Raw genomic sequence first — 22262 nt, 5'->3', positions numbered from 1 at the left:
TGATCATCGTTCCAACAAGCACGCCGTTCAGGCGTCATCCCGCCATGAAACTATCCGTTCCTTTCTCCGCGGCAGCGTTGGCCGCAGGGCTTCTTGTCGCCGTTTCGCCGTTGGCGCTCGCACAGAATTCACCAGGCCTGCCCGGCGGGATCCTGAGCGACCAGTTTCGCCTGAACGAGCATCCGCAGATGCCGTTCGCGGCGTCGGCGCCGTCACAGAAATACCAGAATGGCAAGAAGTCGGCATTGCGCCGCAAGGGCGATTTGGGGGACCCGAACGGCTGCAACCTGAAGTGTCCGATGGACACTCAATAGGCAGACACTGACGCGCCGGGTTGTCGACGCCGCGATCGTTTGTCCAAACCGCGCCGATGCCGCGCGGTTCTTTTCGAGCCCCGCACGGTGTGCTGCCCGGCGGGGCTCATGCTTTGTGGTTCGGCCTCGCGTAGAGTGCTCGTGCGGGGCTGGACCAGGTCCGCAACATCCTAGGGTTAACCCTTGTTTCGGGAAGGATGTCTTCCTGAAACCTGCCTTATTCTTAAGCACGCGCCTACATAAACTTCGGTTTGTCAGCGATGAACGGGTGTTCACCGCGAAATCAGACAAATCTGGAGGTAGGTCATCATGAAGTCGCTCGTTCAAGCCGTTGTCGTTGCTGCTGCTCTCGTTGCCCCGGTCGTGTCGTTCGCGCAGTCGGGCTCGGCACTCACCCGCGCACAGGTTCGTGCCGAACTGGTTCAACTCCAGCAGGCCGGTTACAACACCGCCCGCGGCGAAGATCCGCACTATCCGGAAGCGATCCAGGCCGCCACAGCGCGTGTTGCAGAGCAACAGCGCAGCGCGTTCGCCCAGGCGCAAGGCGCCGATGCCAGCGGTTATGGCGCGCAGGTGCAGGGTGCATCGGCATCGGGTTCGCGTGCGATCGGCGTGCGTCCGGCCAGTGCAGAAGAAATGAAGTCGCTGTATCGCGGCAGCTAAGCTGCTCGTCGCCCGGTGAGGCCATGCTGCGCGTGCGATGACGCGTCGCGTGCCGGGCAGGGTGCCGTCCGCCGCGGTCGATCACCGTGCGGGCGACGCCGAACATCCGTCACCTCCTGCCGTCGGATCGCTGGCGGCATTCCGCCCGGCCCCCGAGGCTGGGCGCTTTTTCGGAAGGCACGGGACGTTCGGCTTCTCAGGCAACAAAAAACCCCGCAGACTCGCGTCGTGCGGGGTTCGTGCGTCAAGCGCGAAATTTGGTGGAGGCGGCGGGAATCGAACCCGCGTCCAGAAGCGCTCCACGACTAGTTCTACATGTTTAGTTCAGTCATTTGATTTAACCGCAGCGACGCGGACGAACACGCTGCACTACGGCGATTCGCTAAGTTTTCGACCCTGGCGTCGCGACGCCGACAGGGCTTAACTGACGTAAATGACCTCTGGCGGTATTGCTACCGGTCTTGCGACACTAGCCCGTCAGTGAACTAGGCAGAGGACGGCGGCCGTTAGGCTGCCAGTGCGAACGTATCGTCGTTTGCAGTTACGATTTTCCCATTGATTAACGAGGTGACGGGTCCTCGACATGCCCTAGCCGCTTCACAACCCCTGTCGAAACCAGGTCGCCCCCGCGGATAAGATCAATCATTATAGCCCAACATCGCGCAGCAGTTCGCGCAGTTCCTGCGTCGTGCCGACGAGATGCTGCGCCTGCCAGTCGGCCGGCGCGACGCCGTCACCGCAGTAGCCGTACGCGGCCGCGACCGTCGCCATCCCCGCAGCGCTGCCGGCCTGGATGTCGCGAAGATCGTCGCCGACGTAGACGATGCGCTCCGGCGCGAGCGTCATTTGTTCCGCCGCATGCAACAGCGGGGCCGGATGCGGTTTCGAGTGCGGCGTTGTGTCGCCCCCGACGATGCAGGCCGCGCGCGGCGCGAGGCCGAGCAGGTCGGCGAGCGGCGCGGTGAGGCGCATGGCCTTGTTCGTGACGATGCCCCAGCGCACGCCGCGTGCATCGAGTTCGTCTAGCACGTCGCCGATGCCGGGGAAGAGCACCGTGTGCACGCAGATGTCGGTCGCGTAATTGGTCAGGAACTCGTCGCGCATCGCATCGTAGCCGGGCGAATGCGGATCGATGCCGAATGCGCCGCCGAGCAGGCCCCGCGCACCGGCCGATGCCAGCGGCCGCAGCACGTCGAGCGACGTTTCGGGCAGGCCGCGCACGCGCTGCATCTTGTGGACTGCAGCGGCGAGGTCGGGCGCCGTGTCGGCGAGCGTGCCGTCGAGGTCGAACAGCACGGCATCGCAGTGCAGCAGGCGCGGCGCGTCGAATACGGGCCGCTCGGTCGAAAGGGGAATCGTCATGCCGGTCGGAGGGTCACGCGCCGCGGCGGCACGCGACGAGATAGTTGATGTCGGTGTCGTTCGACAGCGCGAAGCGTTTGCCGATCGGGTGATAGGTAATACCCTTGATCTCCACGATGTGCAGATCGGTCCCGCGCACGAAGCTCGCCAGTTCCGACGGGCGGATGAAGCGCGCGTAGTCGTGGGTGCCCTTCGGCAGCATCTGCGCGATGTACTCAGCGCCGATTACCGCGAACAGGTAGGACTTCAGGTTGCGGTTCAGCGTGGAGAAGAACACCCAGCCGCCCGGCTTCACGAGCGTCGCGCACGCGGCGACGACGCCGGCCGGCGAAGGCACGTGCTCGAGCATCTCCATGCAGGTGACGACGTCGTACGTGCCCGGCTCGCGTTCGGCGATCGCTTCGGCGGCGATCGCCTCGTAGTCGACGGTGATGCCGCTTTCGAGACTGTGCAGGTCGGCGACGCCGAGCGCTTCGGTCGACAGGTCGATGCCTTTCACCTGGGCGCCGAGACCGGCCATTGATTCGGACAGGATGCCGCCGCCGCAGCCGATATCGAGTGCGCGCTTGCCGGCGAGGTGCGCATGCGAATCGATCCAGCCGAGCCGGACCGGATTCAGGTCGTGCAAGGGCTTGAATTCGGCATTCGGGTCCCACCACCGATGGGCGAGGTCGCTGAATTTCTGGAGTTCGTGCGGATCGGCGTTGGTCATGTCGGCAAACGGGCTACGGAAGGAGGGTAGTGCGTCGGTACGTCAGCCCCGAGTATATAAGGGGGCGCACAACGAGGCCAGCGAGCGCCTGGACGGGCGTCAAAGAAAAAGCCCCGCCGGAGCGGGGCTTTGAAGCAGTCGAAAACCGCGGCTTACTGCGCCGGAACGGTCGTCTTCTGAACTTCTTGCGTACCGACCACTTCGACTTCCACGCGGCGGTCCGGTGCGAGGCAGGCGATCAGTTGCTTGCGGTTCTTCTGGTTGCAGCCGGTCGTGACCGGGTTGCGCTTGCCCTTGCCTTCCGTGTAGATCTTGTTGGCCGGGACACCCTTGCTGACCAGGTACGACTTGACAGCTTGCGCGCGGCGCAGCGACAGACGGTCGTTGTACTTGTCCGAACCGATGCGGTCCGTGTAGCCCGTAGCGACGACCACTTCCGTGTTCATGCCCTCGATCTTCGAAGCCAGTTCGTCCAGCTTTTGCTTGCCCAGCGGCTTGAGCGTTGCCTTGTCGAAGTCGAACAGTGCGTCGGCTTGGTACGTGATCTTCTGGCTCGTGATGGCCGGAGCAACCGGAGCGACCGGCGGCTGCGGTGCCTGGGCGACCAGTGCGCCATCGCACTTTGCGTTGGCGGTGGCCGGCGTCCAGAACGCGTCACGCCAGCAGAGCTCGTTCGTGCCGTTCATCCACACCCATTCGCCCGTGCCGTTCACCCAGTTGTCGTTGACGGCTTGACGCGACGCCGGCACCGACTGTGCCGAAGCGGATGCAGCCATAACTGCGGTAGCTGCAATGAACGCGAGCTTTGAAAGTTTATTCATATTTCTCCTCTCGAAATTGAGATTACCGCAGGTTTACTGCGAGCCTGTTGACGGTGACAAGTCATACATTGCTCGAAGTATAACATTGGTGCGGCACAAAAAACGCGGCACCGCTCTGTGTAGACTTCGAGCAGCGTCTAACTTTCAGTGCGTTGGCATTTTGCCATATCGTTCCCTTCCTACGAAAAAAAATCCTCCCCACCCCAAGATCGCTTCAACTTTGTGGTGCATGCGCAACACCCGCCTGCCGTAACTTTCAGAAATTGTCAAGAGTGTGTCCGCGAAATTGCATGAAAGGCCGCAAGGGGTTTACGCGCGTGCGTGACGAGGGCCAGAGCAACCCGGGCTTCCTGAATGGGGCGCGATCATGGTCGTTCCGGGGTGCCTTTGCCATGGGCCGCGATTTTTGCTGTTTACATATAGAGGGGGTGGCGAATTGGCGGTTGATGCGTGCATGTTAGAATCTCGCGTTGCGTTGCGCATGCAGCGCCCACGCGAAAGGCGTTCGCCGTCTTCGCTCCGAAACGATACGGATACATGGATCAATTCGCCAAAGAGACCCTGCCCACCTCCCTAGAGGAGGAAATGCGCCGTTCGTATCTCGATTACGCGATGAGCGTGATCGTCGGACGTGCCCTTCCGGATGTCCGCGATGGCCTGAAGCCCGTGCACCGGCGCGTACTGTTCGCGATGCACGAACTGAACAACGACTGGAACCGCGCGTACAAGAAATCGGCGCGTATCGTCGGTGACGTGATCGGTAAGTATCACCCTCACGGCGATACCGCGGTGTACGACACGATCGTGCGGATGGCGCAGGACTTCTCGCTGCGCTACATGCTGATCGACGGACAGGGCAACTTCGGCTCGATCGACGGTGACAATGCCGCGGCGATGCGTTACACCGAAATTCGCATGGCGAAGATCGGTCACGAGCTGCTCGCCGACATCGACAAGGAAACGGTCGACTTCGAGCCGAACTACGACGGCAACGAGATGCAACCGTCGGTCCTGCCGTCGCGCATCCCGAACCTGCTGATCAACGGCTCGTCGGGTATCGCGGTCGGCATGGCGACCAATATCCCGCCGCACAACCTGAACGAAGTCGTCGACGCGTGCCAGCATCTGCTGAACAACCCGGAAGCGACGATCGACGAGCTGATCGAGATCATCCCGGCGCCGGACTTCCCGACGGCCGGCATCATCTACGGTGTCGCCGGCGTGCGCGACGGCTATCGCACCGGGCGCGGCCGCGTCGTGATGCGCGCGGCCACGCACTTCGAGGAGATCGACCGCGGCCAGCGGATGGCGATCATCGTCGACGAGCTGCCGTACCAGGTGAACAAGCGCTCGCTGCTCGAGCGCATCGCCGAGCTCGTCAACGAGAAGAAGCTCGAGGGCATCTCCGACATCCGCGACGAGTCCGACAAGAGCGGCATGCGCGTCGTGATCGAGCTGAAGCGCGGCGAAGTGCCCGAAGTGGTGCTGAACAACCTGTACAAGGCGACGCAGCTGCAGGACACGTTCGGCATGAACATGGTCGCGCTCGTCGACGGCCAGCCGAAGCTGCTGAACCTGAAGGAAATCCTGCAGAGCTTCCTGTCGCATCGACGCGAAGTGCTGACGCGCCGCACGATCTACGAACTGCGCAAGGCGCGCGAACGCGGCCACGTGCTCGAAGGTCTCGCGGTCGCGCTCGCGAACATCGACGAGTTCATCGCGATCATCAAGGCAGCGCCGACGCCGCCGATCGCGAAGCAGGAGTTGATGGCGAAGCCGTGGGATTCGTCGCTCGTGCGCGAGATGCTGACGCGCGCCGAGACCGAGAACGCATCGGCGGGCGGCCGCTCCGCGTACCGTCCGGAAGGCCTGAACCCGGTGTTCGGGATGCAGGCCGACGGGCTGTACCGTCTGTCCGACACGCAGGCGCAGGAAATCCTGCAGATGCGTCTGCAGCGCCTGACCGGCCTCGAGCAGGACAAGATCATCGGCGAGTACCGCGAAGTGATGGCGCAGATCGCCGACCTGCTGGACATCCTCGCGCGCCCCGAGCGGATCACGACGATGATCGGCGAGGAGCTGACGGCGGTGAAGGCCGAATTCGGCGACGCACGCCGCTCGAAGATCGAGCTGAACGCGACCGAACTGAATACCGAAGACCTGATCACGCCGCAGGACATGGTCGTCACGATGTCGCACGCGGGCTACGTGAAGTCGCAGCCGCTGTCCGAGTATCGCGCTCAGAAGCGCGGCGGCCGCGGCAAGCAGGCGACGCAGATGAAGGAAGACGACTGGATCGAGACGCTGTTCATCGCGAACACCCACGACTACATCCTGTGCTTCTCGAACCGCGGCCGCGTGTACTGGGTCAAGGTCTATGAAGTGCCGCAGGGCTCGCGCAACTCGCGCGGCCGTCCGATCGTCAACATGTTCCCGCTGCAGGAAGGCGAGAAGATCAACGTCGTGCTGCCGGTCAAGGAATTCTCGGCCGACAAGTTCATCTTCATGGCGACGTCGCTCGGCACGGTGAAGAAGACGCCGCTCGAAGCATTCAGCCGCCCGATGAAGAAGGGCATCATCGCGGTCGGCCTCGACGACGGCGACTTCCTGATCGGTGCGTCGATCACCGACGGCGCGCACGACGTGATGCTGTTCTCCGACGCCGGCAAGGCCGTGCGCTTCGACGAGAACGACGTGCGCCCGATGGGCCGCGAGGCGCGCGGCGTGCGCGGCATGCAGCTCGAGGACGGGCAGCAGGTCATCGCGATGCTGGTCGCGGGCAGCGAGGAGCAGACCGTGCTCACCGCGACCGAGAACGGCTACGGCAAGCGCACGCCGATCACCGAGTACACGCGCCATGGCCGCGGTACGAAGGGTATGATCGCGATCCAGACGTCCGAGCGCAACGGCAAGGTCGTGGCCGCGACGCTCGTCGACGCCGAGGATCAGATCATGCTGATTACGACGGCCGGCGTGTTGATTCGCACCCGCGTATCCGAGATTCGCGAGATGGGGCGTGCCACGCAAGGTGTTACACTCATTAGTCTCGATGAGGGTACCAAGCTTTCTGGCCTGCAGCAGATCGCGGAGGCCGAAGAGGGCGATGGCGAGGCCGACGAGGCGTCGGACGGCGAAGCCTGAAGAACGGATGAGACTCTGGCCGCCGCGGGCGTGAAGCGCCGCGGCCGGCGAGCAACCATTCATATTTCCAAAAGGGAGTGATGATGCAAAAGCAATTCAAGCAACTGGTTCTGCTGGCTGCACTGGTGCCGACGTTCGCGATGGCGCAAGCGCTGTCGAATTCCGCACCGGCTGCGACCGCGGCAGCTGCGCCGATCGACGCCGACAAGAAGGCGGCGATCAAGGATCTGCTCGACGCGATCGACGCGCCGAAGCTCGTGTCGGCAATCGGCAACAGCGCCGAGATGCAGGCAAAGCAACTCGTGCCGGCAATCCTGTCGGACGCGCTGTCGGAAAACAAGACGCTGAACGACAAGCAAAAGCAAGCCGCCGTTCCGACGCTGCAGAAGAACGCGGTGCCGAAGCTGGTTGACGGCGCAGGCAAGGTGTTCGGCACGCAGCAGTTCCAGAACGACGCGATGTCGGCTCAGTACGACGCGTACGCGAAGTACTACAGCACGTCGGAGATCAAGGATCTGACGACGTTCTACAAGAGCCCGACGGGCCGCAAGTTCATCCAGGTTCAGGATCAGGTCGGTCGCGACGTGGTCAACGGCCTGATGCAGAAGTACATGCCGCAAGCGATCCAGGCAACGCGTACGCAGGCTGACAAGGAAGTCGCGGCAGTCAAGCCGGGCAAGTAAGCCGTCCGGGCACGCCGCCCGGCCGTTCGGCCGGGTTTGGCGGGAGCCTGATGACAGTGCGATAATGGCCGTTTGCGCGCGAGCGCAAGCGGCCATTTCTTTTCTGGCGCGGTTCTTTCTGCCGGCGGCAAGCCGGTCGCGTCCCTCCCGAGGTTTTCACGATGCGCGTCTTTAATTTCTCCGCCGGCCCTGCGGCGATGCCCGAGGAAGTGCTGCGGCAAGCTGCCGACGAAATGCTCGACTGGCACGGCAGCGGCATGAGCGTGATGGAGATGAGCCATCGCGGCAAGGAATTCATGTCGATCCACGAGGCAGCGCTGACCGACCTGCGCGAGCTGCTCGATGTGCCGGCCAGCCACCGGATCATGTTCCTGCAGGGCGGCGGCATTGCCGAGAACGCGATCGTGCCGATGAACCTGCTCGGTTCGCGCAAGACCGCCGACTTCGTCGTGACGGGCGCGTGGTCGCAGAAGTCGTTCAACGAATCGAAGAAATACGGCACGCCGCATCTGGCCGCATCCGGCAAGACGGCCGACGGTTTCACGCGCGCGCCCGCCCGCGCCGAATGGCAGCTGTCGGACGATCCAGCCTACGTGCATCTGTGCACGAACGAGACGATCGACGGCGTCGAGACGTTCGAGATTCCGGACCTCGGCGACGTGCCGCTCGTCGCGGACGTGTCGTCACACATTCTGTCGCGTCCGATGGACGTCGCGAAGTACGGCGTGCTGTTCGGCGGCGCGCAGAAGAACATCGGGATGGCCGGCGTGACGGTCGTGATCGTGCGCGAGGATCTGCTCGATCGCGCGCTGTCCATCTGCCCGTCCGCATTCGAATGGAAGACCGTCGCCGCGAACAACTCGCTGTACAACACGCCGCCTACCTATGCGATCTACATCGCGGGCCTCGTGTTCCAGTGGTTGAAGCGGCAGGGCGGCCTCGAGGCGATCGAGGCGCGCAATATCGAGAAGGCGAAGCTGCTCTACGACACGATCGATGCGAGCAGCTTCTATCTGAACAAGGTCGAGCCGGCGGCGCGTTCACGTATGAACGTGCCCTTTTTCCTGGCCGACGAAACGCGCAACGAAGACTTCCTTGCCGGCGCAAAGGCGCGCGGGCTGCTGCAGCTGAAGGGCCACAAGTCCGTCGGCGGCATGCGGGCGTCGATCTACAACGCGGTGCCGCTCGAGGGCGTGAAAGCGCTCGTCGAGTACATGAAGGACTTCGAACAGCGCGGCGCCTGAGCGCGCGCTGTTCAAACAGCACGGCAACTACGCATGGACGACGAACTGAATTCCCGCCTGAAACCGCTGCGCGACCGCATCGACGCGATCGACGCGCAGCTGATCGCGCTCCTCAACCAGCGCGCCGCGGTGGCGCTCGAGGTGGGCGAGGTCAAGAAGCATTTCAACGCGCCGGTGTTCCGGCCGGAGCGCGAGCTGCAGGTGATCGCGCGCCTGCAGGACATGAGCGCGGGACCGCTCGCGAGCGAGCACATCAGCGCCATCTGGCGCGAGATCATGGCCGCGAGCCGCGCGCTCGAACAGACGATCCACGTCGCGTTCCTCGGGCCGGTCGGCACGTACAGCGAACAGGCGATGTTCGAGTACTTCGGCCAGTCGATCGAAGGGCTGCCGTGTCCGTCGATCGATGAGGTATTCCGCTCGGTCGAGGCAGGCGCGTCCGCATTCGGCATCGCGCCGGTCGAGAACTCGACCGAAGGTGCGGTGTCGCGCACGCTCGACCTGTTGCTGCAGACGCAGTTGCTGATCAGCGGTGAACTCGCGCTGCCGATCCATCACAACCTGCTCACGCAGAGCGGCACGCTCGACGGCGTGACGCGCGTCTGCGCGCATGCGCAGGCGCTCGCGCAATGCCAGCAGTGGCTTGCCGCGAACGCGCCGCAGCTCGAGCGGCAAGCGGTGTCGAGCAATGCGGAGGCCGCGCGTCTCGCGGCGGCGGATCCGAGCGTCGCGGCGATCGCAGGCGACCGCGCGGCCGCGCACTACGGCCTGCAGATCGCGTTCTCGCTGATCCAGGACGATCCGCACAATCGCACGCGCTTCGTGATCGTCGGCAAACAGCCGGCCGGGCAGAGCGGTCACGACCAGACGTCGCTGATCGTGTCGGTGAAGAACGAGCCGGGCGCGGTGTTCAAGCTGCTCGAACCGCTCGCGCGGCACGGTGTGTCGATGACGCGCTTCGAGTCGCGCCCGGCGCGGGTCGGCACGTGGGAGTATTACTTCTACATCGACATCGAAGGGCACCGGGACGAGCCAGCCGTGGCCGCCGCGCTCGCGGAGCTCGGTCAGAAGGCCGCGTTCCTGAAGATACTCGGTTCGTATCCGCGCGCGCGCTGACGCGTAGCGGCCCGTCGCCTGCACCGAGCAGGCGGCGCGGCGAAGCGGGTGGGGCAGGCCGGGCGGCGCTGCCCAAGGCGGGTTCGGGCGGTATCCGGTGCAGGTTGCGCCGGGTGCGGGCCCGTTGCCCGGAATCTGGACTTCCGTGCGCGGGGCGTCGTTCCGCGCGCGTCACTTGGCTCTTGTCGTGTCAGGCTTTGCATTCAACAAACTTGTCATCTTCGGCGTCGGCCTGATCGGCGGATCGCTGGCGCGCGCGCTGCGCGAGCGCACACCGGGTGGCGCGGGCGAAGTCGTCGGCGTCGGTCGTTCGCGTGCGACGGTCGAGCGCGCGCTCGCGCTCGGCGTGATCGATCGCGCGGTGGCGCTCGACGACGATGCGCAACTGCGCGATGCGCTTGCCGGCGCCGATCTCGTATTGCTGGCTGCACCCGTCGCGCAAACGGGCCCGTTGCTCGCGCGCATCGCGCCGTGGCTTGACGCTGCGACGATCGTCACCGACGCAGGCAGCACCAAGTCCGACGTCGTCACGGCGGCACGCGACGCGCTCGGTGCGCGGATCGCGCAATTCGTGCCGGGCCATCCGATCGCCGGGCGCGAATCGAGCGGCGTCGAGGCCGCGCTGCCGGATCTGTACGTCGGTCGCAACGTCGTGCTGTGTCCGTTGCCGGAGAACGCGCTCGAAGCGGTCGCGCGGATCGATGCAATGTGGCGGGCGACCGGCGCCGACGTGCGCACCATGAGCACGGCGCAGCACGATCGCGTGTTCGCGTCGATCAGTCATCTGCCGCATGTGCTGTCGTTCGCGCTCGTAGAGCAAATTCTCGGCGAGGCGGATGCCGAACTGAAATTCTCGTACGCGGCGGGCGGCTTCCGGGACTTCACGCGGATCGCGGCGTCGAGCCCGGAAATGTGGCGCGACGTGTGTGTCGCGAACCGCGCGGCGCTGCTCGATGAGCTCGACGGCTACACGCGCGTGCTCGCCCGGCTGCGCGCGGCGATCGACGCTGGCGATGGCGCGGCGCTCGAAGCCGTGTTCACTCGCTCGCGCGCTGCACGCAAGGCCTGGCAGGAACGTGGCGCGCAGCCCGCTGCCGAACCGGTCAAGAAATAACAGGAAACAGGACGATTCCCATGGACTATCTCGATCTCGGCCCATATTCCAGCGCATCGGGCACCGTGCGCCTGCCCGGCTCGAAAAGCATCTCGAACCGCGTGCTGCTGCTCGCGGCGCTTGCTGAAGGCGATACGACGATCACCAACCTGCTGGATTCCGACGACACGCGCGTGATGCTCGACGCGCTCGGCAAGCTTGGGGTGAAGCTCGCGCGCGAGGGCGACACCTGTGTCGTCACCGGCACGCGTGGCGCGTTCACCGCGAAGACCGCCGATCTGTTCCTCGGCAACGCGGGCACCGCGGTGCGACCGTTGACGGCGGCACTCGCGGTCAACGGCGGCGACTATCGCGTGCACGGCGTGCCGCGCATGCACGAGCGGCCGATCGGCGACCTCGTCGACGGCCTGCGGCAGATCGGCGCGCAGATCGACTACGAGCAAAACGAAGGCTTTCCGCCGCTGCGGATAAAGCCTGCGGCGATCACGGTCGACGCGCCGATCCGCGTGCGCGGCGACGTGTCGAGCCAGTTCCTCACCGCGCTGCTGATGACGCTGCCGCTCGTGAAGGCGAAGGACGGCACGATCGTCGTCGAAGTCGACGGCGAATTGATCTCGAAGCCGTACATCGACATCACGATCCGGCTGATGGCGCGCTTCGGCGTGACCGTCGAGCGCGACGGCTGGCAGCGCTTCGTCGTGCCGGCCGGCGTGCGCTACCGTTCGCCGGGGCGCCTCATGGTCGAGGGCGATGCATCGTCGGCCTCGTACTTCCTCGCGGCCGGCGCGCTCGGCGGCGGCCCGCTGCGCGTCGAGGGCGTGGGGCGCGCGAGCATCCAGGGCGACGTCGGCTTCGCGAACGCACTGATGCAGATGGGCGCGAACGTATCGATGGGCGACGACTGGATCGAGGTACGCGGCATCGGCCATGACCATGGCAAGCTCGAGCCGATCGACATGGACTTCAACCTGATTCCCGACGCGGCGATGACCATCGCGGTCGCGGCGCTGTTCGCGAGCGGCACGAGCACGCTGCGCAACATCGCGAGCTGGCGCGTGAAGGAAACCGACCGCATCGCCGCGATGGCGACCGAACTGCGCAAGGTCGGCGCGACCGTCGAGGAAGGCCCCGACTATCTGGTCGTTACGCCGCCGCAACGGCTCACGCCGAATGCAGCGATCGACACGTACGACGATCACCGGATGGCGATGTGCTTCTCGCTCGTCAGCCTGGGCGGCGTGCCCGTGCGGATCAACGATCCGAAGTGCGTCGGCAAGACGTTCCCCGACTATTTCGACCGCTTTGCCGCGCTCGCCAAAGCCTGACCCGACAGTTCCGATGAAATCGACCCGACCCTTTCACCCGACTCCCGTCATCACGATCGACGGTCCGACCGCTTCCGGCAAAGGCACCGTCGCGGCGCTCGTCGCCGCGCATCTCGGCTTTCACCTGCTCGACAGCGGCGCGCTGTACCGGCTCGCCGCGCTCGCGAGCGTGCGCTACGGCATCGCGGCGGAGGATGTCGACGCGCTCGTGAAGCTGATCGACGATCTTCACATCACGTTTCGCGAGGGCTGCGCGCAGCTCGATGGCGTCGACGTGTCGAACGACATCCGCGCCGAAGCGGTCGGCAACCGCGCGTCGGCGATTGCCGTGCACGGGCCGGTGCGTACCGCGCTCGTCGCGCGCCAGCGCGCGTTCCGCAAGACGCCGGGCCTCGTCGCCGACGGCCGCGACATGGGCACCGTGATCTTCCCGGACGCCGTGCTGAAGGTGTTCCTGACGGCCAGTGCCGAGGCTCGCGCGGCCAGGCGGCATAAGCAATTGATGCAAAAAGGTTTTTCTGCTAATATTGATAACTTGCTCCGGGATCTTCGTGAACGTGACGCGCGCGACAGCAATCGCGCAGCCGCGCCGCTGAAGCCTGCGGCAGATGCCAAGCTGCTCGATACGTCGGCACTTTCGGTCGATGAAGCAGTCGACCAGGTGCTGCAGTGGTACCGGGCGCTGGGCCAGCCCGCCTGAGAAGGCAGGCAGCAGTAGGTGCTTTGCGCGAAAGGCGCGGAGCGTGTTTCGAACCCTTAACCCCGTGTGGTCCTCGATCTGGCCCTTTCAGCCTGCCATTCCGGCCGGCGTGGCACAGCGAGCCATGCACAATCAGATTTTTATGTCCGACCTGCAAACCTCCAACCCGAATACTGAATCTTTCGCGGCTCTGTTCGAAGAGTCGCTGACCCGCCAAGACATGCGCGCCGGCGAAGTGATTTCCGCCGAAGTCGTGCGCGTCGACCACAACTTCGTGGTCGTCAATGCAGGCCTGAAGTCCGAGGCTTACATTCCGATCGAGGAATTCCTGAACGATCAGGGCGAGGTTGAGGTGCAGTCGGGCGATTTCGTGTCCGTCGCGATCGACGCACTCGAAAACGGCTACGGCGACACGATCCTGTCGCGCGACAAGGCGAAGCGCCTTGCATCGTGGCTGTCGCTGGAAAAGGCTCTCGACAACAACGAACTCGTCACCGGCACGATCACCGGCAAGGTGAAGGGCGGCATGACCGTGATGGTCAACGGCATCCGCGCGTTCCTGCCGGGTTCGCTGGTCGACACGCGTCCGGTCAAGGACACGACCCCGTACGAAGGCAAGACGCTCGAGTTCCGCGTGATCAAGCTCGATCGCAAGCGTAACAACGTCGTGCTGTCGCGTCGTGCAGTGATCGAAGCAACGCAAGGCGAAGAGCGCGCGAAGCTGCTCGAGACGCTGAAGGAAGGCGCGATCGTCAACGGCGTGGTCAAGAACATCACCGACTACGGCGCGTTCGTCGACCTCGGCGGCATCGACGGCCTGCTGCACATCACCGACATCGCATGGCGTCGTGTGCGTCACCCGAGCGAAGTCCTGTCGGTTGGCCAGGAAGTCACCGCGAAGATCCTCAAGTTCGATCAAGAGAAGAACCGCGTCTCGCTGGGCATCAAGCAACTGGGCGACGATCCGTGGGAAGGCATCTCGCGCCGTTACCCGTCGGGCACGCGCCTGTTCGGCAAGGTCACGAACATCACCGACTACGGCGCATTCGTCGAAGTGGAATCGGGCATCGAAGGCCTCGTCCACGTGTCGGAAATGGACTGGACCAACAAGAACGTTGCTCCGTCGAAGGTTGTCCAGCTGGGCGACGAAGTCGAAGTCATGGTCCTTGAGATCGACGAAGACCGTCGTCGTATCAGCCTCGGCATGAAGCAGTGCAAGCCGAATCCGTGGGATGACTTCAGCCGCAACTTCAAGAAGGGCGACAAGATCACGGGCGCAATCAAGTCGATCACCGACTTCGGCGTGTTCATCGGTCTGCCGGGCGGCATCGACGGCCTGGTCCACCTGTCGGACCTGTCGTGGAGCGAAGCCGGCGAAGAAGCCGTTCGCAAGTACAAGAAGGGCGACGAAGTCGAAGCGATCGTGCTCGGTATCGACGTCGAGAAGGAGCGTATTTCGCTCGGCATCAAGCAGCTCGAAGGCGACCCGTTCAGCAACTACGTTGCAATGAACGACAAGGGTTCGATCGTCGACGGCGTGGTGAAGTCGGTCGATGCGAAGGGCGCTGTCGTCACGCTGACGGGCGACATCGAAGGCTACCTGCGTGCATCGGAAATCTCGCAGGATCGCGTCGAAGACGCACGCAACGTGCTGAAGGAAGGCGACAAGGTCAACGCGATGGTGATCAACATCGATCGCAAGTCGCGTGGCATCAACCTGTCGATCAAGGCGAAGGATTCGGCTGAACAACAGGAAGCGATCCGCGGCCTGCAGTCGGACACCAGCGCTGCTGCGACCGGTACGACCAACCTCGGCGCGCTGCTGAAGGCGAAGCTCGACGGCCAGAACCAGTAAGCCTCACGAGGTCTGCTGAAGTATGACCAAATCCGAGTTGGTCGCGCAGCTGGCACTGCGATTTCCGCAACTTGTCCTCAAGGATGCGGATTTCGCGGTGAAAACGATGCTCGATGCAATGTCCGACGCCTTGTCGAAAGGGCATCGCATCGAAATTCGGGGTTTCGGCAGTTTCGGCCTCAACCGTCGCCCGGCGCGCGTTGGACGCAACCCGAAGTCGGGGGAGAAAGTGCAGGTGCCCGAGAAGTTCGTGCCTCACTTCAAGCCCGGCAAGGAATTGCGTGAACGCGTCGACGGCCGCGCCGGCGAGCCGCTGAAAGCTGATGATCCGGACGACGAGCGTTGAGCGTCGTGCGGCTTGCCCGGAATCCGTCCGGCGAAGGCTGAAGAAAAAAGCGCCCCTTGCGGGCGCTTTTTTCATTTCCGGCGTCCGCGTGACAACGCGCACCCGCAGGATGTGCGGTGACGCGCAAACGCTTCCTTTACAATACGGGTCGATTCGGCGCCGCGAAGGGGAGTCGCGCGCCACGGCAAACCTCAACAAAGAGAGGGCTACATGAAGTTTATCGTCTGGCTGATCCGGGTATTGGTGTTCGTGCTGCTGCTGGTGCTCGCGCTGGCCAATACGCAAACCGCGACGCTGAATTTCGTTGCCGGCCACGCATGGCAAGCGCCGCTGATCCTGATCGGCCTCGCGTTTTTCGTCGTGGGGCTGCTGGCCGGCCTGCTGTCCGCGCTGCCGGCGATGTTCCGCATGCGCCTCGAGAACGGGCGCCTGAAGCGCGATCTGCGTACGGCGCGCGAAACCCCGGCCGTCGTCGACCAGCCGCCGATGCCGCCCGTCATTTAACACGGACGCCGCGCCGACCCCGGCGCGGTTTTCGTCTCTGCTTCGATATTTCGCATGGATCTGGATTTTTGGTGGTTGCTCGCGATTCCGGTGGCGTTCGCGCTCGGCTGGGCGGCGTCACGCTATGACCTGAAGAACCTCCTGTCGGAGAGCGCCAACCTGCCGCGATCGTATTTCCGCGGCCTGAACTTTCTGTTGAACGAACAACCGGACAAGGCGATCGACGCGTTCATCGAGGTCGCGAAGCTCGACCCCGAGACGGTCGAGTTGCACTTCGCGCTCGGCAACCTGTTTCGCCGCCGCGGCGAAACGGACCGTGCGATCCGCGTGCATCAGAACCTGCTGAGCCGCACGGACCTGCCCGTGAACGAGCGCGATCACGCGCTGTACGAGCTCGGCCAGGATTTCCTGAAGGCCGGCCTGCTCGATCGTGCGGAGGAGGCCTTCCACCGGCTCGCCGATGGCGATTACGCGCTGGGCGCGCAGCGGGCGCTGCTGACGATCTACGAGATCGAAAAGGACTGGAACAAGTCGATCGATACCGCGAAACGCATCGAATCGATGAGCGACAAGCCGCTCGGCACCGAAATCGCGCAGTTCCATTGCGAACTCGCGCAGGAGGCGCTGCAACGCAAGAACGCCGCGGCCGCGGCCGATCAATTGAAGCTCGCGCTTGCAGCGAACCCGCAGAACGTCCGCGCGACGATCCTGTCCGGCGACGCCGCGCAGGCGGCGGGCGATCATGCGGCCGCGATCGAGCACTGGAAGCGTGTCGAAGCGCAGAATCCGGCGTATCTGCCGCTCGTCGCCGACAAGCTGATGAAGGCCTATGTCGCGCTCGGCAAGCCGGTCGAGGGTGCCGAGCTGCTGATGGGCTACGTCGATCGTTATACGTCGAACGACCTGCTTGATATCGCTTATCAGCACATCGCCGGGTTGCGCGGCCAGGAAGCGGCGCACACACTCGCGCGTACGCAGATGGAGAAGTCGCCGAACCTGTCGGGCATGCTGCACCTGCTCGATGCGCAGATCGCGGCCGCCGACGAGCCGCGCCGTAAGGAACTTGAAATGATGCGTGCGCTGATCAAGCAGCGCACCAAAAATCTGCCACGCTATACGTGCCAGAATTGCGGTTTCCGGGCACGGCTCTTCTACTGGCAGTGCCCCGGATGCAGCGGCTGGGAAACCTATGCGCCGCGCCGCGTCGAACCTGCGATGCCGGGCTGATCCCGGCGTTCAACGCGCAAGCGCTGCGGTTGTCGCCGGGCCCGGTCCGGCGGCCAAGTTAGTCATTTACCGGGACTTACCGGAACATCTATGAAAATCACCATCATCGGCACTGGATATGTCGGTCTCGTCACGGGCTCCTGCCTCGCCGAGATCGGCCACGACGTCTTCTGTCTGGATGTCGATCCGCGCAAGATCGAGATCCTGAACACCGGCGGGATGCCGATTCACGAACCGGGCCTGCTGGACATCGTCGCGCGCAATCGCGCGGCAGGACGTCTGCGCTTCTCGACCGATATCGAGGCGAGCGTTGCCCACGGGGAGATCCAGTTCATCGCGGTCGGCACACCGCCCGACGAGGACGGTTCGGCCGACCTGCAATACGTGCTCGAGGCCGCGCGCAACATCGGCCGGTACATGACCGGTTTCAAGGTGATCGTCGACAAGTCGACGGTGCCGGTCGGCACCGCGCAGCGCGTGCGCGCGGTGGTCGACGAGGCACTCGGCGCGCGCGGCCTTGCGGGCAGCGTCGCGCACCGTTTCTCGGTCGTGTCGAATCCGGAATTCCTGAAGGAAGGCGCGGCAGTCGAGGACTTCATGCGCCCGGACCGAATCATCATCGGTGTCGACGACGACGAGACGGGCACGGTGGCGCGCGAGAAGATGAAGAAGCTGTACGCGCCGTTCAACCGCAATCACGAGCGCACGATCTACATGGACGTGCGTTCGGCGGAATTCGCGAAATATGCGGCGAATGCGATGCTCGCAACGCGCATTTCGTTCATGAACGAAATGTCGAATCTCGCCGACAAAGTCGGTGCCGACATCGAAGCCGTGCGCCGCGGGATCGGATCCGATCCGCGCATCGGCTATCACTTCCTGTACGCGGGCGTTGGTTACGGCGGCTCGTGCTTCCCGAAGGACGTGCAGGCGTTGATTCGCACCGCGAGCGAAAACGGCCAGCCGCTGCGCATCCTGGAGGCCGTCGAAGCGGCCAACTCCGCACAGAAGGACGTTCTGATCGGCAAGATCGAGCAGCGCTTCGGCGCAGACCTGAACGGTCGCGAATTCGCGGTCTGGGGCCTCGCGTTCAAGCCGAACACGGACGACATGCGCGAGGCGCCGAGCCGTCGGCTGATCGCCGCGCTGCTCGGGCGTGGCGCGACCGTGCGCGCGTACGATCCGGTCGCGATCGACGAGGCGCGCCGTGTGTTCGCGCTCGATCTCGGTGAGGCTCCCGACGCGCTTGCACGCCTGCACTTCGTCGATACCCAGGACGCGGCCGTGGCCGCCGCGGATGCGCTCGTGATCGTCACCGAATGGAAGGAATTCAGGAGCCCGGATTTCACGCGCCTGAAGGCCGAACTGAAGGCGCCGGTGATCTTCGACGGACGCAATCTGTACGAGCCGGACGCGATGGCCGAACTCGGCATCGACTACCATGCGATCGGGCGTCCGCATGTCGCCCCCCAGTCCTCTCCCCGTGGATGAACGCAGGATGACTACCTTTCGCGAAGTGGTGCCGGTACCGCGCGCGCAGCTCGCGCGTTCGCGCGTGCTCGTGGTCGGTGACGTGATGCTCGACCGCTACTGGTTCGGCAACGTCGAACGCATTTCTCCGGAAGCGCCGGTTCCTGTCGTGCACGTGCAGCGCCAGGAGGAGCGGCTTGGCGGTGCGGCCAACGTCGCGCGCAACGCGGTGACGCTTGGCGGTCAGGCCGGGCTCCTGTGCGTGGTCGGCTGCGACGAGCCGGGAGAGCGCATCGTCGAATTGCTCGACGGCAGCGGTGTGACTCCTCATCTCGAACGCGATGCGTCACTGCCGACGACGATCAAGTTGCGCGTGCTCGCGCGCCAGCAGCAGTTGCTGCGCGTCGACTTCGAGGCGATGCCGACGCACGAGGTGCTGCTCGCCGGGCTCGCGCGTTTCGATGCGCTGCTGCCGCAGCACGACGTCGTGCTGATGTCGGATTACGCGAAAGGCGGCCTCACGCACGTGACCACCATGATCGAGAAGGCGCGCGCGGCCGGCAAGCCGGTGCTCGTCGATCCCAAGGGCGGCGACTGGGCGCGCTATCGCGGCGCATCGCTGATCACGCCGAACCGTGCCGAGTTGCGCGAGGTCATCGGTCAGTGGCAATCGGAAGACGATCTGCGCGCGCGTGTCGCGAAGCTGCGTGCGGAGCTCGAACTCGACGCGTTGCTGCTCACGCGTTCGGAAGAGGGGATGACGCTCTTTTCCGCAGCGGGCGAACTGCACGCACCGGCGCTCGCGCGCGAGGTGTATGACGTGTCCGGCGCGGGCGATACCGTGATCGCGACGGTCGCGACGATGCTCGGTGCCGGCGTGCCGCTCGTCGATGCCGTCGTGCTCGCGAACCGTGCGGCAGGCATCGTGGTCGGCAAGCTGGGTACGGCCACGGTAGACTACGACGAACTGTTTCACTGAGCGCATTCGGCGGCGCGCCGAGCGGGCCGCACGTATTTCTTGCAATTTTTCAGGCAGAACGACCATGACCATCATCGTCACCGGCGCAGCCGGTTTTATCGGCGCGAACATCGTCAAGGCGCTCAACGAGCGTGGCGAGTCGCGCATCATCGCGGTCGACAATCTGACGCGCGCGGACAAGTTCCGCAATCTCGTCGATTGCGAGATCGACGACTATCTCGACAAGACGGAATTCGTCGAGCGCTTCGCGCGCGGCGATTTCGGCAAGGTACGCGCGGTGTTCCATGAAGGCGCCTGTTCGGACACGATGGAAACCGACGGCCGCTACATGATGGACAACAACTTCCGCTACAGCCGCGCGGTGCTCGATGCGTGCCTCGCGCAGGGCGCGCAGTTCCTGTACGCGTCGTCGGCCGCGATCTACGGCGGATCGACGCGTTTCGTCGAGGAGCGCGAAGTCGAGGCGCCGCTGAACGTCTACGGCTATTCGAAGTTCCTGTTCGACCAGGTGATCCGCCGCGTGCTGCCCAGCGCGAAGAGCCAGATCGCCGGGTTCCGCTACTTCAACGTGTACGGTCCGCGCGAGACACACAAGGGCCGCATGGCATCGGTCGCGTTCCACAACTTCAACCAGTTCCGCGCGGAAGGCAAGGTCAAGCTGTTCGGCGAGTACAACGGTTATGCGCCGGGCGAGCAGACGCGCGACTTCGTGTCGGTCGAGGACGTCGCTAAGGTGAACCTGTTCTTCTTCGATCATCCGGAGAAATCGGGCATCTTCAACCTCGGCACCGGCCGGGCACAGCCGTTCAACGACATCGCATCGACGGTCGTGAACACGCTGCGCGCGCTCGACAACCTGCCGCCGCTGACGCTCGCGCAGCAGGTCGAGCAAGGGCTGATCGAATACGTGCCGTTCCCGGATGCGCTGCGCGGCAAGTACCAGTGCTTCACGCAGGCCGACCAGACGAAACTGCGTGCTGCCGGCTACGATGCGCCGTTCCTGACGGTGCAGGAAGGTGTCGATCGCTACGTGCGTTGGCTATCCGGCCAGGTTTAAGCCAGCGCGTCGCATCGCTAGACTGGGTCTCACGGTCGGCAGCCGCCGATCGTTTTCATCGGAGATCCAGTACATGATCAGGAAATGGTTTGCCGCCGCCGCCATGTTCGGCGCGATCGCGTCGGCCTGGGCGGCCGTCGACGTCAACACCGCGAACGAGGATGCACTCGTCGGCATCAAGGGCATCGGTCCCGCGCGAGCGAAGGCGATTCTCGACGAGCGCGGCGCACGGGGGGCTTTCAGGAATGCAGACGATCTCGCATCGCGCGTGAAAGGCATGGGCGGCCAAACGGTCGAGCGCCTTCAGCGGGAAGGGTTGACGATCGGTACGGCCGGCTCGGGTGCGGCGGAACCGGCCGCGGGCAAGCCCGCGGCGGCGAAGCCTGCTGCGGCACCTGCCCGCACCGCGCAGAAGTAACGCACGCGAGACAAAGGGCTCCTTCAGCCGCCGTCGTTGCGACGGCTTCCCGCGGCATGCCGCGGGTTTTTTGCGTGCATGCTGCAGATGCACACTCGTGAATCGTGCGGCACGTCTATTCCATCGTCACAATGGGGTTGCCGGCGCGAGCCTCGGTGCTGGTTTACAATCAATCGATTGATCGGCCTCGCACTCACGGTATCTCCATGGCTTACAAAACTATCGAAGACACGATCGGCAACACGCCGCTCGTGCAACTGGTCCGCCTGCCGGACGACGAGATTCGCGCGCGCAACAACGTGCTGCTCGCGAAGCTGGAAGGCAACAATCCGGCCGGTTCCGTGAAGGATCGCCCGGCGCTGTCGATGATCAGCAAGGCCGAGGCGCGCGGTCGCATCAAGCCGGGCGATACGCTGATCGAGGCGACGAGCGGCAACACGGGCATCGCGCTCGCGATGGCAGCGGCGATCCGCGGCTACAAGATGGTGCTGATCATGCCGGAAGATCTGTCGATCGAGCGTCGCCAGAGCATGGCCGCTTACGGCGCCGAAATCATCCTGACGCCCGTAAAGGGCGGGATGGAACTGGCGCGCGACCTCGCGGAGCAGATGCAGCGCGAAGGCAAGGGGGTGATCCTCGATCAGTTCGGGAACCCCGACAATCCGATCGCGCACTACGAAGGAACGGGCCCGGAGATCTGGCGCGACACCGAGGGGCGCGTCACGCACTTCGTGTCGGCGATGGGCACGACGGGCACGATCATGGGCACGTCGCGCTTTCTGAAGGAACAGAATCCGGCGATCGAGATCGTCGGCGCGCAGCCGGAAGAAGGGTCGCGTATTCCGGGCATTCGCAAGTGGCCGGAAGCCTATATGCCGACGATCTTCGATCGCAGCCGAGTCGATCGCGTCGAGAGCGTGAGTCAGGCCGCGTCCGAAACGATGGCGCGTCGGCTCGCGGCCGTCGAAGGTATCTTTGCCGGCATCTCGTCGGGTGGCGCATGCGAAGTCGCGATGCGTATCGCGCGTCAGGTCGAGAACGCGACGATCGTGTTCATCGTCTGCGATCGCGGCGACCGCTACCTGTCGACCGGCGTATTTCCTGCCTGAGCCCGAACGGCATCAGCAGCATCACTGTCAAGTCCTGGAATAGGTTGACAGTATCCAGGCGCTAGAACGCCCGATGCACCGCATCGGGCGTTTTGTATTTCA

21 protein-coding genes and 1 other RNA gene are annotated in these 22262 nt (G+C 64.3%); 18 read left to right on the top strand and 4 right to left on the bottom strand.

From position 1 onward, the window contains the following. Positions 1–44 precede the first annotated feature (44 nt). The gene (locus WS75_RS12495) at positions 45–314 is read left to right on the top strand and encodes a hypothetical protein (protein ID WP_059680740.1); all 270 of its coding nucleotides are present in this window, start codon (positions 45–47) and stop codon (positions 312–314) included. Positions 315–623: 309 nt separating this feature from the next. Continuing rightward, on the top strand, positions 624–977 hold the full coding sequence (locus WS75_RS12490; protein ID WP_059680739.1) for a DUF4148 domain-containing protein: 354 nt from the start codon (positions 624–626) through the stop codon (positions 975–977). A 258-nt stretch (positions 978–1235) separates the two neighbouring features. Here the strand turns inward: WS75_RS12490 and ssrA are convergent. From ssrA to ompA, 4 genes are all read right to left on the bottom strand, one after another. Further along, positions 1236–1605, bottom strand: a transfer-messenger RNA (tmRNA) gene (ssrA, locus tag WS75_RS12485). 17 nt (positions 1606–1622) lie between these two features. Continuing rightward, on the bottom strand, positions 1623–2339 hold the full coding sequence (locus tag WS75_RS12480; protein WP_059680738.1) for an HAD-IA family hydrolase: 717 nt from the start codon (positions 2337–2339) through the stop codon (positions 1623–1625). 13 nt (positions 2340–2352) lie between these two features. Continuing rightward, complete coding sequence (ubiG, locus tag WS75_RS12475) at positions 2353–3051, bottom strand: bifunctional 2-polyprenyl-6-hydroxyphenol methylase/3-demethylubiquinol 3-O-methyltransferase UbiG (protein WP_044844843.1); 699 nt, start codon at positions 3049–3051, stop codon at positions 2353–2355. Positions 3052–3203: 152 nt separating this feature from the next. Beyond that, a complete protein-coding gene (ompA, locus tag WS75_RS12470; protein ID WP_040126893.1) occupies positions 3204–3872 on the bottom strand; it encodes an outer membrane protein OmpA in 669 nt (222 codons plus the stop codon). 537 nt (positions 3873–4409) lie between these two features. On the opposite strand from ompA, the gene gyrA reads away from it, so the two are divergent. From gyrA to cysM, 16 genes are all read left to right on the top strand, one after another. Continuing rightward, positions 4410–7013 (top strand): DNA gyrase subunit A, encoded by a 2604-nt coding sequence (gene gyrA / locus WS75_RS12465; RefSeq protein WP_059680737.1) that lies wholly within the window; start codon positions 4410–4412, stop codon positions 7011–7013. 83 nt (positions 7014–7096) lie between these two features. Beyond that, the gene (locus WS75_RS12460; RefSeq protein WP_011883810.1) at positions 7097–7696 is read left to right on the top strand and encodes a DUF2059 domain-containing protein; all 600 of its coding nucleotides are present in this window, start codon (positions 7097–7099) and stop codon (positions 7694–7696) included. 161 nt (positions 7697–7857) lie between these two features. Beyond that, positions 7858–8940: a 3-phosphoserine/phosphohydroxythreonine transaminase gene (serC, locus tag WS75_RS12455; RefSeq protein ID WP_059680736.1), complete on the top strand. Its 1083-nt coding sequence runs from the start codon at positions 7858–7860 to the stop codon at positions 8938–8940. A 33-nt stretch (positions 8941–8973) separates the two neighbouring features. Next, positions 8974–10056: a prephenate dehydratase gene (gene pheA, locus WS75_RS12450; RefSeq protein ID WP_059599006.1), complete on the top strand. Its 1083-nt coding sequence runs from the start codon at positions 8974–8976 to the stop codon at positions 10054–10056. A 187-nt stretch (positions 10057–10243) separates the two neighbouring features. Further along, positions 10244–11170: a prephenate dehydrogenase/arogenate dehydrogenase family protein gene (locus WS75_RS12445; protein WP_059680735.1), complete on the top strand. Its 927-nt coding sequence runs from the start codon at positions 10244–10246 to the stop codon at positions 11168–11170. Between the two features lie 20 nt (positions 11171–11190). Further along, positions 11191–12495, top strand: coding sequence for a 3-phosphoshikimate 1-carboxyvinyltransferase (gene aroA / locus WS75_RS12440; RefSeq protein ID WP_059680734.1), 1305 nt, complete (start codon positions 11191–11193; stop codon positions 12493–12495). Between the two features lie 13 nt (positions 12496–12508). Next, the gene (gene cmk, locus WS75_RS12435) at positions 12509–13195 is read left to right on the top strand and encodes a (d)CMP kinase (RefSeq protein ID WP_059680733.1); all 687 of its coding nucleotides are present in this window, start codon (positions 12509–12511) and stop codon (positions 13193–13195) included. A 142-nt stretch (positions 13196–13337) separates the two neighbouring features. Continuing rightward, positions 13338–15050, top strand: a complete 1713-nt coding sequence (rpsA, locus tag WS75_RS12430) for a 30S ribosomal protein S1 (protein WP_059599019.1) — start codon at positions 13338–13340, stop codon at positions 15048–15050. Positions 15051–15072: 22 nt separating this feature from the next. Next, positions 15073–15396 carry an integration host factor subunit beta gene (locus tag WS75_RS12425; RefSeq protein ID WP_006750752.1) on the top strand — a complete coding sequence of 108 codons (324 nt, stop codon included), beginning with the start codon at positions 15073–15075 and terminating at the stop codon, positions 15394–15396. A gap of 210 nt (positions 15397–15606) precedes the next feature. Continuing rightward, the gene (locus WS75_RS12420; protein WP_059680732.1) at positions 15607–15900 is read left to right on the top strand and encodes a lipopolysaccharide assembly protein LapA domain-containing protein; all 294 of its coding nucleotides are present in this window, start codon (positions 15607–15609) and stop codon (positions 15898–15900) included. A gap of 54 nt (positions 15901–15954) precedes the next feature. Beyond that, positions 15955–17127 (top strand): lipopolysaccharide assembly protein LapB, encoded by a 1173-nt coding sequence (gene lapB, locus WS75_RS12415; RefSeq protein WP_059680731.1) that lies wholly within the window; start codon positions 15955–15957, stop codon positions 17125–17127. Between the two features lie 90 nt (positions 17128–17217). Continuing rightward, the gene (locus WS75_RS12410) at positions 17218–18618 is read left to right on the top strand and encodes a UDP-glucose dehydrogenase family protein (protein WP_059680730.1); all 1401 of its coding nucleotides are present in this window, start codon (positions 17218–17220) and stop codon (positions 18616–18618) included. A gap of 7 nt (positions 18619–18625) precedes the next feature. Next, a complete protein-coding gene (gene rfaE1 / locus WS75_RS12405) occupies positions 18626–19576 on the top strand; it encodes a D-glycero-beta-D-manno-heptose-7-phosphate kinase (RefSeq protein WP_156429771.1) in 951 nt (316 codons plus the stop codon). 64 nt (positions 19577–19640) lie between these two features. Further along, positions 19641–20633 carry an ADP-glyceromanno-heptose 6-epimerase gene (rfaD, locus tag WS75_RS12400; RefSeq protein ID WP_059507155.1) on the top strand — a complete coding sequence of 331 codons (993 nt, stop codon included), beginning with the start codon at positions 19641–19643 and terminating at the stop codon, positions 20631–20633. Between the two features lie 73 nt (positions 20634–20706). Continuing rightward, positions 20707–21051 (top strand): ComEA family DNA-binding protein, encoded by a 345-nt coding sequence (locus tag WS75_RS12395; protein ID WP_059680728.1) that lies wholly within the window; start codon positions 20707–20709, stop codon positions 21049–21051. Between the two features lie 206 nt (positions 21052–21257). After that, positions 21258–22160: a cysteine synthase CysM gene (cysM, locus tag WS75_RS12390; RefSeq protein WP_059448232.1), complete on the top strand. Its 903-nt coding sequence runs from the start codon at positions 21258–21260 to the stop codon at positions 22158–22160. Positions 22161–22262: the final 102 nt, after the last annotated feature.

Origin of the sequence: Burkholderia sp. FL-7-2-10-S1-D7 (assembly GCF_001524185.1) — a bacterium.
GTDB classification, from domain to species: Bacteria; Pseudomonadota; Gammaproteobacteria; order Burkholderiales; family Burkholderiaceae; genus Burkholderia; species Burkholderia diffusa.
Note: the sequence above shows the minus strand (reverse complement) of the source record. Positions and strands in the feature narration are given on the sequence as shown.